The 13,371-nt window shown below is 42.8% G+C and carries 13 protein-coding genes; 9 read left to right on the top strand and 4 right to left on the bottom strand.

What is annotated here, in order from left to right; translation table 11 throughout:
- The first annotated feature begins 3 nt into the window (after positions 1-3).
- Genes MUS1_RS08175 through MUS1_RS08150 form a run of 6 tightly spaced genes read left to right on the top strand, consistent with a single transcriptional unit; the run spans position 4 to position 5,454 of the window.
- Complete coding sequence (locus MUS1_RS08175) at positions 4-1,110, top strand: cobalt-precorrin-5B (C(1))-methyltransferase (RefSeq protein WP_036161128.1); 1,107 nt, start codon at positions 4-6, stop codon at positions 1,108-1,110.
- On the top strand, positions 1,107-1,919 hold the full coding sequence (locus MUS1_RS08170) for a precorrin-6A/cobalt-precorrin-6A reductase (RefSeq protein ID WP_036161125.1): 813 nt from the start codon (positions 1,107-1,109) through the stop codon (positions 1,917-1,919). Before MUS1_RS08175 ends, MUS1_RS08170 begins: the two co-directional genes overlap by 4 nt.
- Positions 1,920-1,951: 32 nt before the next feature.
- Positions 1,952-2,608, top strand: a complete 657-nt coding sequence (locus tag MUS1_RS08165; RefSeq protein WP_036161451.1) for a precorrin-8X methylmutase — start codon at positions 1,952-1,954, stop codon at positions 2,606-2,608.
- 22 nt (positions 2,609-2,630) lie between these two features.
- A complete protein-coding gene (locus tag MUS1_RS08160) occupies positions 2,631-3,953 on the top strand; it encodes a bifunctional cobalt-precorrin-7 (C(5))-methyltransferase/cobalt-precorrin-6B (C(15))-methyltransferase (protein ID WP_036161121.1) in 1,323 nt (440 codons plus the stop codon).
- Positions 3,950-4,690: a precorrin-2 C(20)-methyltransferase gene (cobI, locus tag MUS1_RS08155; RefSeq protein WP_036161118.1), complete on the top strand. Its 741-nt coding sequence runs from the start codon at positions 3,950-3,952 to the stop codon at positions 4,688-4,690. Before MUS1_RS08160 ends, cobI begins: the two co-directional genes overlap by 4 nt.
- Positions 4,687-5,454, top strand: a complete 768-nt coding sequence (locus MUS1_RS08150; protein WP_036161115.1) for a cobalt-precorrin 5A hydrolase — start codon at positions 4,687-4,689, stop codon at positions 5,452-5,454. The genes cobI and MUS1_RS08150 overlap by 4 nt, the downstream gene beginning before the upstream one ends.
- Positions 5,455-5,483: 29 nt before the next feature.
- Here the strand turns inward: MUS1_RS08150 and MUS1_RS08145 are convergent, their stop codons facing one another.
- From MUS1_RS08145 to MUS1_RS08130, 4 genes are all read right to left on the bottom strand, one after another.
- On the bottom strand, positions 5,484-6,665 hold the full coding sequence (locus MUS1_RS08145) for a murein transglycosylase domain-containing protein (protein ID WP_051436178.1): 1,182 nt from the start codon (positions 6,663-6,665) through the stop codon (positions 5,484-5,486).
- Positions 6,666-6,872: 207 nt separating this feature from the next.
- On the bottom strand, positions 6,873-7,853 hold the full coding sequence (locus MUS1_RS08140; protein ID WP_036161445.1) for a TauD/TfdA family dioxygenase: 981 nt from the start codon (positions 7,851-7,853) through the stop codon (positions 6,873-6,875).
- 218 nt (positions 7,854-8,071) lie between these two features.
- Positions 8,072-9,190 carry a Gfo/Idh/MocA family protein gene (locus MUS1_RS08135; RefSeq protein WP_211236446.1) on the bottom strand — a complete coding sequence of 373 codons (1,119 nt, stop codon included), beginning with the start codon at positions 9,188-9,190 and terminating at the stop codon, positions 8,072-8,074.
- A 48-nt stretch (positions 9,191-9,238) separates the two neighbouring features.
- Positions 9,239-9,955: a GntR family transcriptional regulator gene (locus MUS1_RS08130; protein WP_036161111.1), complete on the bottom strand. Its 717-nt coding sequence runs from the start codon at positions 9,953-9,955 to the stop codon at positions 9,239-9,241.
- 400 nt (positions 9,956-10,355) lie between these two features.
- Between MUS1_RS08130 and MUS1_RS08125 the strand changes: the two genes are divergently transcribed.
- The 3 genes from MUS1_RS08125 (at position 10,356) to MUS1_RS08115 (ending at position 13,326) form a co-directional block, all read left to right on the top strand.
- The gene (locus MUS1_RS08125; RefSeq protein WP_036161108.1) at positions 10,356-11,258 is read left to right on the top strand and encodes an aldo/keto reductase; all 903 of its coding nucleotides are present in this window, start codon (positions 10,356-10,358) and stop codon (positions 11,256-11,258) included.
- A 160-nt stretch (positions 11,259-11,418) separates the two neighbouring features.
- Positions 11,419-11,979, top strand: a complete 561-nt coding sequence (locus tag MUS1_RS08120) for a TRAP transporter small permease (protein WP_036161105.1) — start codon at positions 11,419-11,421, stop codon at positions 11,977-11,979.
- 54 nt (positions 11,980-12,033) lie between these two features.
- Complete coding sequence (locus MUS1_RS08115; protein ID WP_036161102.1) at positions 12,034-13,326, top strand: TRAP transporter large permease; 1,293 nt, start codon at positions 12,034-12,036, stop codon at positions 13,324-13,326.
- Positions 13,327-13,371 lie beyond the last annotated feature (45 nt).

Here is a 13,371-nt window from a genome sequence, read left to right as displayed (position 1 = left end):
GCGATGTGGCCAGAAAGTGCTGAATCACCCACACCATTACGCACCGGTTTAACCACCGGAACCTGCGCGACGGCCTGTTGCGTGGCGGCGGCTCAAGCACTTTTTGCTCAAAAACAAGACGACTCAGTCAGTGTGACCTTGCCAAAAGGCAAAGTCGTCAATTTACCTATTATTGAATATTCAGAACTTCTTAACGGGATGAAAACCGCGACCATAAAAGACGCAGGGGATGATCCTGATGCGACACATGGCGCGACCTTGTTTGTTGAACTGCGTTTAGCGCCAGAGAAAGGCGTGCGTTTTCATGCGGCACAGGGTGTTGGAACCGTAACGCGAACAGGTTTGCTGCTTGATGTCGGTGAGCCAGCAATTAACCCTGTGCCGCGAAAAATGATGTCTGAGCACTTGTTAGGTTTTGCGGAAACTTATGATTATCAAGGTGGTTTTGATGTGTCGGTTGGTGTGATAAACGGCGAACAAATCGCACAAAAAACCATGAACCCACGTTTGGGTATTTTGGGTGGTTTGTCCATATTAGGAACAACGGGCATTGTTCGTCCGTTTTCTTGTGCGGCGTATATCGCCTCGATTCATCAAGGTATTGATGTTGCGCGAGCTAATTCAATTACACACATTGCCGCGACCACAGGAAACAGCAGCGAAGACGCTATAAAAAGTCATTATCAGCTGGACGACATGGCGCTGATAGAAATGGGTGACTTTGTTGGTGCTGTGTTAAAACACGTTAAAAAAGTAGAGCGAACCGATTCGAAACAACTTATAAAACTCAGTATTTGTGGCGGCTTCGGTAAGATCAGTAAATTGGCTCAAGGTAATATGGATTTAAACAGCCGAGCGTCGAGCATTGACTTAAACGCCTTGGCGAAACTTGCGGCGACATTAGGCGCGGATGAAACATTACAAACAAAAATGGCAAACGCCAACACCAGTGTTGAGGCTTTGTCGTTTGCTCAAGAGCAAAATATTGAGCTGGCAGACGCGGTTTGCCAGCAAGCCTCAGAGTTTGCTCGAAAATACATTCCAAATCACATGGAACTGGAAGTCTGGGCGATTGATCGAAAAGGGCATTTTGTAGGAAGTGCCTTATGAAAATACTCTTATTAGGGGGAACCGCCGACGCTCGTCGATTAGCTGACTCACTTCATCAGGCAAGTGTTCTTCATAAAGCCAGTGATCTTCATAAAAACATACAAGTCATCTACAGCTTGGCAGGTTTAGTTCGAGTGCCAAAAGTCGACTGCGAGCTGGTGGTTGGCGGCTTCACTCAATTTGGTGGTTTAGCGAAGTATTTACGAGATCAAAACATAGGCATGATTCTCGATGTGACTCACCCTTATGCACAAACCATGAGTACAAAAGCGGTTGCCGCCAGTAAAGAAGTGGGCATTCCTTGTTGGCGTTTTCATCGTCCTGCTTGGATAAAAGAAGCGCAAGATAATTGGATAGAATACCAAACCGATGAAGATTTATTAACACAGCTTTCTCACTATCGTGTGCCATTATTAAGCGCAGGGCAAATGAGTGAAGACTTACTTAAAAAAATTATCCAATTACCGAATGTTAAACGAGTTGTATGGCGAACGGCTGTGGCTCCGAAGTTCACCATGCCAGAAGGAATAGAGTGGATAAAAGCCATTGGGCCATTTGCCTTAGAAGACGAGCGAAAGTTATTAATCGAAGAAAGCATTGATATCATCGTCAGTAAAAATAGCGGCGGATCCGCGACCTATTCAAAACTGGAAGCTGCGCGTGAACTTGCGCTTCCTGTATTATTGCATCAACGGCCAGAATTGCCTGATGCTGATCGAGAATTTAGTGATACACAAATGTGTTTTGAGGCGTTTTTAAAAACCTTTGGAACAAGAAAAAACCTTCATAAAAAAGACAGCCAACAGTGACTCAAGATATTTCATCAAATACGTCTACTGCTATTTCTCATGTTGCTGAGAAACCAGTTTTCGAAAAAAGACCTCAAGCGATTGAGCAAGACAGCTTTCGCCAAATTCGTGAGCTGACCGATTTATCTAGCTTGAACCGAGATCAACAGCAAGTTGTTATGCGCGTAGTTCATAGCTTAGGTTTGCCAGAAGTCGCCGAGCAAGTTCGATTCAGTGCGAATGCAACACAAGCTGGCCGAGATGCACTAGCGAACAACTGTGCGATCTTGTGTGACGTGGAAATGGTAAAACAAGGCGTGACAAAACGTATGATCAACAAAGAGCCTTTGTGCTTTTTGAATGACCCACGAACGGCGAATCTTGCTAAAGAGCAAGGCGAAACTCGATCTATGGCGGCGCTAAGTTTGTGGGGAGAGGATTTATCAGGCAGTGTCGTGCTCATCGCCAATGCACCAACCGCCTTGTTTCGATTGCTTGAAATGATAGAACAAGGCGCGCCAAAACCAGCTTTGATTATTGGCATGCCGGTGGGTTTTGTAGGCGCGGCGGAATCGAAAGACGCCTTGTGGGACGCTCATGAAAAGCTTGGCATTGAATGCATTACCTTGTTGGGCAGAATGGGCGGCAGCGCCGTAACTTCTGCCAGTTGTAATGCATTATTGCGTTGTAATCTTGGCGAGTATTATTAATGATTTTTCAGAAGGTAAAAGGATGAAAATTCATGTGATCGGCCTTGGTGTTAACGAACAAGCAAACCTTGATGCATCTGCTCAGGTGACTTTGGCTAATTTGTCTGAGCAAGATATTGTGTTGGGTGCGCCACGTCAGCACGAGACCATTTCGCTTTATACACACAAAGCACAATATTTTGATTTACCTAAGTTAAAACAGCTTGAAAGCGAGTTTGATAATTGGCAAAAACAAGGAGCGAAGCAAGTCGTTGTCTTGGCGTCTGGTGACCCTTTGTATTTCGGTATTGGTGCTTGGTTAATGCGTCATTTTTCACTCAATGATGTTGAGTTTTATCCGAATGTATCTAGTCTACAAGTGGCGTGCCATCGCCTTGGTTTATCTTTGCAAAATGTCCAAACAGTCAGTTTACACGGTCGACCTTTGGTGTCGTTACGTCGTTATTTACACGGAAATAACACACTGGTGTTGTTGACGGATAAGCATAGCCAACCCAAAAACATCGCCCAAGAATGTGTGTTGGCTGGATTGCAGAATGCTGAAATTACTGTCTGTGAAGCCTTGGGTTATGGGGCAGAAAAGGTACGTACTTTTTCTGTTAATGACTTATTAAAAGCCGATATAACATTCGACCCATTGAATGTCATTGTGTTGAAAATCCCTGCGAATAATGGATTTTATCCACTTGCGCCGGGCATTCCTGATACGTCTTTCATCACTGACAAAGGCGATGGCAAAGGCATGATAACGAAGCGAGAAGTACGCTTGGCGATCTTGTCTTATATGAATATCCAAAACGGTGATGTGGTTTGGGACATTGGCGCCGGCTGTGGAGGTGTTAGTGTGGAATTAGCCTATTGGCATCCGAATAGCCAGATTGTGTCAGTGGAACATCACCCAGATCGCCTTGCGTGTTTGAAAGCCAACCAAGAACGTTTTGGCGTCGTGCAAAACTTGTCGATTGTAGAAGGGCGCGCGCCAGAAGTTCTAGAAAATATCTTGTTGAAACACAAAGCTCCAAACAAGGTCTTTATTGGTGGCAGCGATGGCGAGTTAGTCGCTTTAATGGCGCAGGTTTGGAGTTTATTACCCATCGGTGGAAGCTTGATGGTGAGCGCTGTTACCGAAGACACCAAGTACCAAATTATCCAGTTCGCACAACAGCGAGAAACCGAGCAAGACGCGGAAGAACAAAGTATTCAACTTGCTGTGGCAAAAGGTGAGCGCCTTGCTGGGCAGCGTGTGTATCGTCCAAACCTTCCCGTCACGCTTTTCCATTTTACGAAAGCGTCAGCTAATTCTCTCCACCAAATAAAAATTACAACAAAGGACAGCGCACTATGAGCCTGCTAGATAATATTGTTTCAACTGGTCGATTCATTGGCGTAGGCGTTGGTCCGGGCGATCCAGAACTAATCACATTAAAAGCTTTAAGACTGATTCAGCGCGCAGAAGTGGTGAGCTATCTAGCGAATGCGGAAGGTGGCTCGCAAGCGAAAACCATCGCTAGCGAAGCGTTCTCAGGTGTGACCCATGGACAAAATGAAATCGCGATTGTGATGCCAATGTCGACCGATCGCACGTTAGCTAACGAAGCCTATGATGCTGGTGCAAACTCTATTGCGGATGAATTACGCCAAGGCAAAGATGTGGTGTTTTTGTGTGAAGGTGATCCGTTGTTCTTTGGCTCATTCGCGTATTTATTAGAGCGTTTAGAAGAAGAATTCAAATGCCAAGTGGTTCCCGGTGTGTCGTCTATTAATGCGGCGTCATCGGCCTTGAATCATCCGTTAACCGTATTGAAAGAATCATTCGCCGTGGTCAGCGGTCGCCATTCTGCGGCGCAAATTGATACCGCGTTAGAGCATCACGATAGTGTGGTGATTATGAAAGCAGGGCGCGCACGTCCTAGAATTCTCATGGCACTGCGTAAAACCAATCGAATGCAAGACGCCCAATACCTTGAATACATTGGCCGTGAAAACGAACGTATCGTAAAAGATGTATCGACTTTAGAGGACAAAGCCGGCCCGTATTTTTCTTTGTTTGTGGTAACGAAAAGCGAGCGAGGCACACGTTGATACGCATTATTGCGCTGACGCCAGCCGGAACAAAACTGGGTGAGCGTTTACAAGTTGAATGGCCTGAAGCGGATTTACAGTATAAGCCTCAGCCTTTTGCTGAATATGTACAAACAGCCTTTCAACAAGGTGATTGGTTAGTCTTCATTTGTGCCACAGGTATTGTTATGCGAACGCTGGCGCCCGTGTTACAGGATAAATATAAAGACCCACCCGTGTTGGTCTTAGACGAAGCTGGTAAATTTGTTATTCCGCTTTTATCAGGTCATGAAGGTGGTGCGAACGAGTGGGGCGCGCAAGTGGCAGGTCGTCTTGGTGCGCAACTTGTGATGACCACCGCAAAACCGTATTTGAACCCTGTTTATACTTTGGGAATGGGATGCGAGCGGAATTGTCCGCTTGAATTTCTTGAATCCTTAATGCTCGATGCCTTGGCTCAGAAAGGCTTAACCCCAAAAGATATTCACTCATTGAATAGCATCGACATCAAAGCTGATGAAACCAACTTGATTGTCCTAGCTGAGAAATACAACTGGCCATTTAATACTTACAACGCAGAAGAACTTGCATCGATGGAACCGCTGCTCAGTACTAAATCTGACTACATCTTCAACACAGTGGGCGTCTACGGCGTCGCTGAATCCGCCGCGCTGTTGTCTTCGAAAATTGCAGCACAAAATGAAGCAGGTTCAGAACCAGAATTGATACTGAATAAAATTAAAAACGCCAAAGCGACCTGTGCTTTGGCGAGAGAGTTTGGATAAGTATCGTCAGTGGAAATTTATGGTTCTTGTTATTCGTAGTTCTTCTTCGCCTTAGTCACTTTCTCTAAATAATACTGAGATTCTGCTTTAGGATGATCGTATCGTAATTTTTGGTACACGCTGCTGGCGGAGTTCTGGTTGAGCTTTTCCATGGCGACAGTTTTGTCGGCATCAAAGGTTTTCAGTACGTTGCCTGTACCGCCATTGTAAGCGGAGATCATGGAGTATTCTTGGCTTAATTCATTTTTGACGGCAACAAGGTAGCGAGTTTGTAATATGTACAAATAAGCGCTACCGATATCAATGTTACTTTCAGGTTGGAAAAGGGTTTCTTTGGTCGGTTCGTCAGATCGTTTCTTTACTAGGTTATACACGTCTTTGCCTGCTGTGGCTGGTACAACTTGCATCAAACCATAGGCATTGGCTGGGCTGACGGCATAAGGATTAAATGAGCTTTCGGTTTCAATGATGCCATAAATCAGTGCTGGTTCTAGGTTGTAACGGTTCGCCGCCGCGATGACGTATTCGCTGTATTTTTCTTGGCGAAGGTGCTGGTGTTGCTCAACAAGGTCAAATTCAACGGCATAGACGGTTTGGCCATTTTCTTGGCTTTTCTTTAGTTTGTTATTCACCAAATATTCCGCATAGCGGCTCGCTCGCCAGGCGTATTGAACGACTTTTCCGTCATGGTCGATAACTTGTGGGTATAGGAACGGAACGCCTTCTGTATTCGGTGCGGAGCTGGAGAATATATCCGTTTTGGTTGGGTCTGCTGTAGTCAGTAGCGTGGTTGTTACCGCGTCTTTGAGAGCGGCTAGAGGGTCGCTCGTTGCTAAACTTTCAACTTGAACTGAGCCTTTATCGAAATCCACAACGGTTCTTGCTTGGTAATTGTTAACGTATTTTACGTAGGTTTTCTTATCAGGTAGTGCCGTATTGTCTTTACCCCATTTCTTGTTTACTTCTTGGTCAAGATTTTCATATAAGGCTTTAATGGCTTTGATATCCGAGCTGATAAGGTTGTGTGTGATTTTTGCCTGTTCTGCGATGGCTTTCACATCTTCTTTATTGTTTGCATTTTTTATTTGTGTTGATAGTTGCTTAACGGAATCGACCGAGTCAAATGATAAAAGTGATTGGCAGCCACTGAGTAACAAAAATAAAGAACTTATGAAGGTAAAGGTAAATAGTCGAGAGGTAGTGTTAAGCATCTAATTCATTACTCACTGAAGCAATTGTATGAAATCTGTAAAGGAAAAAAATTATATCAGAACAATAATCTATGAGGGAAAGAAGAAGAGGTTAATATTTCATTTGTTGATTGTTTGTTGAAACCAAATAAAAAAGAGCAACCAAGAAATCATGGTTACTCTTTTTTGATGACACTTTTTATGGTTGGGAGATTCTCTTATTACTAACTATTTAAAAGAAATGGACGCGAGTATGCGTCGATCACCTTCAAATGGTTGACGTGCATGTAGGGTGGTGTGGTTGTTAATCCAAAGTACATCGCCAGCTTGCCATTTGAAGTTGACACAACTTTTGTTCATTTCTTCAATCAGGGCATTCATGGTCGCGTCGTCCATTGGTTCACCATCGGCTGTTGCAACGGCTTTTTTGCCTTCGTTACGGCTATCATTCCATCCTGAATAAACTGCAACCATAGAGTTGAAGAAGACTTTTTGTTTTGTTTCTTCGTCATAGCGGATGGCTTCTAGAATGCTAGTTTCTGTTTTTAAGTCCCCATCTTCTAGCCATTCCCAGCGCATGCCAGCGTCTTTCATTCGCTCTTCTGCTTCTTCTCTGGTTTTAACATTAAAGGTTTCTTTCCAAGAACGACCTATGGCTGAACTGGTGTCTGTTTCTTCTGGCATGACTCGAATATAGCGAACGCCTTGTTCTTCGACCTTTTTAGCAAAGCTAGGATTTAAGTCGAAGAATTTTTCGCAAATTTCGCCTGAATGCAAAATAGAGGTAGCGCCGCCAACAGGAGAGGCAATGTCACAGTAAAAGAAAATGTAGCCTGGAGGTGTAGGGACTTGCGCCATTTCGTGATGAAACGGAATGGTTTCAGTCGCTGGAGATTCATTTGCAGTCACAATACGTGACGCGGTCACTTGTGTTCTTGGTGCTGCACCGCCCACATAAGGCATGTTTTTGTAATCAGTATGATCCAACATCTGCTCGAAAAGATCAGACGTGCCAACAGGGAATCCGCGGAATAAAACGGCGCCATGTTTTATCAATAGTCCTTGCAACTCTGTTTTATTTTTCTCGACCCATTGTAAAAAATTGGATTCATTTTCTGCTGTGTCTGCGTTATCTGGTGTCACTAATAACGGAAAATCCAACCCATTTACTTGTTTTTGTTCTTCTAGTTTGGAAATGATAACGCTCATATTTTCCCCGATTGTAATCATGGTTTATTGGTAAATTCCTAGTCCGTTTAAACGAGACTAGGAAGAATCTATAAATTACTCTAATCAGAATCATCTAATAAGTAAATCAATAGTGAATGAATTTACATTAAAAAATCTCTATAAATCACATAAACTATTGATTTTATTTAATTAAAAATATTTCAAAATAGTTTTTAAAAAGATATTTCAAAGAGAGATTAAAACGAAAAACCATCCTCCAATAAGGTTACTGCTTGTCCTGTTTGAGCAGAATGCTGTGCAGCAAGACCAATAACAACCGCTTTTAAGCCGTCTTCAATAGACACATCTACAGGTGTTCCTTGAGTAATCGCGTTGAAGAAACCTAGATGTTGATAGAAGGTTGAACCGTTATGATCGCCAGCTTCTAGCAAAGCTTCATCAACTGGAATATCCGCTTCGATTGGGCCTTTAGGGTGGCGAGGGCTTAGAACAACTTTAGGAATAGGTGCTGGTCCTAAGGTTTTTTCTGGCCAAAAACGACCTGGTCCCGGTACAAAACATTCTATTTTAGCTTCTGGACCAATAGCACAGATTTCTTCTTGATAACGAGAACCTTCGGCAAACATATTGAGGTCAAGGCTGGCGCGTTGACCACTGTTGAAGTCAACAACCACAAAAGCGTTGTCTATGATGTCGGGAGCTTGGCCGTCATAACTTTCATCAAGGTGATTGCAGTCTTGTCCTGTGGAAGCGTAAACACGAGTCACTTCAGACTGAGTAAGCAAGCGCATCAAATCGAAGAAATGGCAGCATTTTTCCACCAAGGTTCCGCCTGTTTTTTCATTGAAGCGGTTCCAATCTTGGATTTTTTCTAGGAATGGAAAACGATGCTCACGAATATTAAGCATTTTCATCGGGCCAATATCGCCGGATTGAATTTGTTTGCGAAATTGAGCCACGGGTGGCATGTAACGGTATTCCATCGCAACCCAAACTGGCGCAGGGTGATTGGCTGCAGCTTGGCGGATTTTTACAACTTGGTCTAAATGACTAACAACGGGTTTTTCAACCAAAATAGGCAGTGTTGTTTGTTCAAACAGTTGGAGTAGTTGGTCTGCATGTTGGTAGTTCGGCGTTGCAATGACAAGCGCATCAATGGCATCGGCGGCAAGCATTTCTTCAATTGTATCGAAGAATTGTACATCTGGAACCAATGCAGAACAGCGTTCGCGCATATGCTCATCTGGTTCTGTGATGGCAACTACTTGTGCGCCTTCGATAAGGGCAATGTTTCGCAAGTGTTCTTGGCCCATCATGCCGCAGCCTAGTACGCCATATCGAACTGTTTTTTTCATTGTTATTATCCTTTATTATTTTTGTATCTGAGTGAATTGTTAGTTTTTTTAATGCCAGCGCGCAAAGTAGCGGCATTTGGTTGGGTCGTACCAAGTGAAAGAGAATTCTTCGATTTTTCCTTCATTCGACCAGCTACGACGCAATACTTTTGGCAGCATAGATTGAGATGCTAATCCTAGTTTTTCAGTGACCCAATCGGGTGCCGCTGCGCAATCAATTTCGTCTTCTACTCGGCTAATCCAAAAGGAAAAGTTTTCACGGTAGTGGAGATAAAGCGATTCGTGTAAGTCTTTTAGTTTTAATGCTGTGCCATGGGAATGGCGAAACCATATTTGTTCTACCGCGACTAATTGGCGATTCAGATAGCGAGACCGGCGAATACACCACAGTTTTTCAGTTTTGTCGCTGATTTGCAGCTGGTCTAATACAAAAGGATCTTCATCGACTTCTAATGAGAGAGTATCAGCTGTTGGAACACCACCTCCGCCAAGCAATTCAAGATGGAAAAATTGATAGATGGCACGACTTCCAGACACTCTTTTTATGTAGGTGCCAGAACCTTGTCGTCGCTCTAATAGTCCGTCTTCTTCTAACTTAGCTAACGATTTTCTTAAGGTGCCAATGGCCACACCTAAGGTTGCAGCCAAAGTGGACTCCACTGGCAAACGTTCCCCAGGAAGCCAATGACCTGCTGCTATTTCTCTGTGTAATAACTCGCCAATTTGAATATAAAGTGGCAGCTGTTTTGTTTTTTTATCCGTCACTTAACTTATCTCCGTTTTGTAAGATATTGGGTCATTCTACAACTTAAATAGCTTACCTTTGAGTTTTAAATCGAGGGAAACGGTTAAGGAAAGAGCGGCTGTCATTTCTTATTTATCATGTTGAATGGCGTTCATTTTTTGTGCTTTTCTTAGGTGAAATCATTTAATTAAGCTCTAATGAACCAAATCGAACAAAATTCATTCACTATTGATTTACATCAATAGAATACACTGATAATGTCAATATACAAGATCTCAGGATTTGTTCTTGATGCACTTTTTTAAAGATATGCATTTGAGAGAATGGAGACTGAGCAACTAAGTTATTATAAAAATAAACGCTGACGTTTTCTGTATGAAATGCGCGGCTTAGATATCAAAAATTTGGAGTTACTGAATAATGAAACTGATTCAACTTGGTAAATCAGATGTTCAATTGAGTCGTCTTGTTTATGGCGTATGGCGTTTAGCAGATGCAGAAAATACGTCTACTGCTCATGTCAGAGAAAAAATTGATCTTTGCCTAGATCAAGGTATTACAAGTTTTGACCACGCAGATATTTATGGCGATTACGAATGCGAGCGCCTTTTCGGCCAAGCATTAGCGCAGGATCCAAGCCTTCGTTCTAAAATACAGTTAATCTCTAAGTGTGATATTGCCATTCCATCTGATAAATACCCGCAACGCCAAGTTAAGTATTACGATACGAGTGCGGCCTACATACAAATGAGCGTTGAAAATAGCTTAAAAAATCTACACACAGATTATTTAGATTTGCTTCTGATTCACCGTCCTGACCCTTTCATGAATGCCGCTGAAACAGGTAAAACTCTTGATGCCTTAATCGATTCAGGCAAAGTCCGCGCTGTTGGTATTTCAAATTTTGAAGTATGGGACTGGCGCTTGTTGCAATCTCACATGAAACATCCTTTGGTAGTTAACCAAGTTGAAATGAGCTTGTTAAACCGTGATGTGTTTACCAATGGCACATTGTCAGCGATACAGCTAGACGGATTAACGCCGATGGCTTGGTCTCCTTTGGCTGGTGGCGCTTTGTTCCAAGATTCTGTCGCGACAGCAAGACTAGCGCCAATTTTTGAGCGTATTTGTCAACAACAAAACTGTTCTATAGATCAAGCTGCTGTTGCTTGGTTATTAGCTCATCCTGCTAACATTTTGCCTATTGTTGGCACTAATCATCCTGAACGTATTAAGACGTTGTCGAAAGCAATGGATGTTCAAATAGACAGAGAAACGTGGTTTGAAATGTTAACCGCTGCTGCTGGACACGAAGTTCCATAGTTCTGTTTTTATACTATTTGGCCAGCCACTTTCTGCCAAGATAGTGATTGGCTAAATAGTAGTTTGGAAAAGAACAAAGATTGTAAAAAAAAAACCTTTACTCACGACATTGAGATAAGGTTTTTTATATAATAAAAATAAGATTTTCGTGGAGCAAAAAATGATCATTTTGCAAAGATTAGTTGATTATTTAGCAAAGCTAAATGAAGCGATTGGTTTCATCGGGCGTAATATCGCTTGGGTGTTGGTTACGGCTATGATCAGCGTTATTTTATTGCAGGTCTTTTGCCGTTATGTTTTGAACAGCGCCTTACCTTGGCCAGAAGAAGCCGCTCGTGCTTTGATGATTTGGATGATGGCCGTTGTTTCTGGAGAAGCGTATCGAAAGGGCGGTTTTGTCGCTATTGATATGCTTTTGTTTGCCCTTCCTGAGCGTGCTTCACGTATTTTGAAACTGACATTGCTAGTGTGTGCTGGCATTGTACTTTTTAAACTCGTGACACTGGGTATCGATTTTTTCGAACGTGGTTTTCGTTCTAGAGCCGCGTCTATGCATATTTCTAGAGCGTGGATTTACCTTGCTATGCCTGTCTGTTTTTTCACTATGTTGTTAGCCAATATCGAGCTTTGTTTACGTGAGATCGGCTGTCTGTTTGGTGACAAAAAAATATTTGAACTTGAGCTTCCCAGTAATTCTGCATCGTCTAGCGGTGCTGAATAAGTGACTCAATTTCATGTGATATATAGCTTAAAACAATAATAAGAGACACATATTATGCTAGCGTTGTTTTTACCTTTATTTTTAATTCTGTTATTGATTGGTATGCCGGTGTTTTTCGCTATGCTGGCGGCACCTGGAATGATGCTTTTTGCTACTGGCATGGAGCGTGATATTTCCCTTTTGTTTCGAAACATCTACAACGGTATTGATTCCTTTCCTTTGATGGCTATTCCATTCTTTATGTTGGCTGGTGAGTTGATGAATAGGGGCGGGATCACCATGAACTTGGTGCAGTTTTCCCAATCTTTTATTGGTCATGTTCGAGGCGGTTTGGCTCACGTTAATATCTTGTCGAGTATGTTGTTCGCGGGTTTATCTGGTTCTGCGGTCGCGGATACCTCTGCGATTGGTTCGATGATGATTCCAGCGATGGAAAAGAATGGCTATAGCCGAAAATTTGCCGCGGCTATTACGGCAGCCTCTTCGGTTATCGGTCCGATTATTCCGCCTTCTGGCATCATGATTATTTATGCTTATACCATGGAAGTGTCTGTGGCTGCTTTGTTTGCTGCGGGTATTGTGCCAGGTATTTTGGTCGGTGTTTCGTTGATGATTCTTGTTGCATTGATGGCGAAAAAATACGATTTTCCCGTTGCAGGTCCAAAATCAAGCTGGACAGAACGAGGTCATGCAACACGAAATGCAATATTGCCTTTGTTTGCACCGGTTATTATTTTGGGTGGCATTATTGGTGGTATCTTTACGCCAACAGAAGCCTCTGCTGTGGCGACGGCTTATGCATTGATTATCAGTGTTTGGGTAATGAAAACCGTTACCTTGAAAGATTTGCCAGACATCTTTATTAAAGGCGCTAAAGCATCTGCTGTAGTGCTTCTGTTGGTTGGTTCTGCCATTGCTTTCAAAACGGTGGTGAGCTTGTCACACAGTGCAGAGATTCTTGCTAACTGGGTGTTAACTATCAGCGAAAACCCACTGATTCTTTTATTCTTAATTAACATCCTATTGTTTATTGTCGGTATGTTTCTTGATGCGGGTCCTGCGATTATTATTTTAGGACCAATTTTAGGTCCTATCTTTATCAATTTAGGCATCGATCCAATTCACTTCGCTATTATCATGAGTGTTAACTTAACCGTTGGTCTAGCAACACCACCAATGGGGCTGGTGCTGTTTGTCGCCTCCAGTGTGTCGGGAGAACGAATCGAATCTATTTCAAAAGCCATACTGCCTTTCCTTGCGGTTGAGGTTGTAGTGATCTTTTTAATCACCTTTTTCCCCGCTATATCCATGACCGTTCCTAGGTTACTCGGTTTGGTCGCGGGATAGTGATTATCGTAAAAATGTAAAATAAAACCATAAAATAAAAATTTA

It is taken from the genome of Marinomonas ushuaiensis DSM 15871, assembly GCF_000521805.1.
Classification (GTDB): domain Bacteria; phylum Pseudomonadota; class Gammaproteobacteria; order Pseudomonadales; family Marinomonadaceae; genus Marinomonas; species Marinomonas ushuaiensis.
Note: the sequence above shows the minus strand (reverse complement) of the source record. Positions and strands in the feature narration are given on the sequence as shown.

What these genes read in the sequence shown, in the direction of transcription:
- MUS1_RS08175 (WP_036161128.1), top strand. Translation starts at nt 4, where the DNA reads ATGTGGCCAGAAAGTGCTGAATCACCCACACCATTACGCACCGGTTTA.
- MUS1_RS08170 (WP_036161125.1), top strand. Translation starts at nt 1,107, where the DNA reads ATGAAAATACTCTTATTAGGGGGAACCGCCGACGCTCGTCGATTAGCT.
- MUS1_RS08160 (WP_036161121.1), top strand. Translation starts at nt 2,631, where the DNA reads ATGAAAATTCATGTGATCGGCCTTGGTGTTAACGAACAAGCAAACCTT.
- cobI (WP_036161118.1), top strand. Translation starts at nt 3,950, where the DNA reads ATGAGCCTGCTAGATAATATTGTTTCAACTGGTCGATTCATTGGCGTA.
- MUS1_RS08145 (WP_051436178.1), bottom strand. Translation starts at nt 6,665, where the DNA reads ATGCTTAACACTACCTCTCGACTATTTACCTTTACCTTCATAAGTTCT.
- MUS1_RS08140 (WP_036161445.1), bottom strand. Translation starts at nt 7,853, where the DNA reads ATGAGCGTTATCATTTCCAAACTAGAAGAACAAAAACAAGTAAATGGG.
- MUS1_RS08135 (WP_211236446.1), bottom strand. Translation starts at nt 9,190, where the DNA reads ATGAAAAAAACAGTTCGATATGGCGTACTAGGCTGCGGCATGATGGGC.
- MUS1_RS08125 (WP_036161108.1), top strand. Translation starts at nt 10,356, where the DNA reads ATGAAACTGATTCAACTTGGTAAATCAGATGTTCAATTGAGTCGTCTT.
- MUS1_RS08120 (WP_036161105.1), top strand. Translation starts at nt 11,419, where the DNA reads ATGATCATTTTGCAAAGATTAGTTGATTATTTAGCAAAGCTAAATGAA.
- MUS1_RS08115 (WP_036161102.1), top strand. Translation starts at nt 12,034, where the DNA reads ATGCTAGCGTTGTTTTTACCTTTATTTTTAATTCTGTTATTGATTGGT.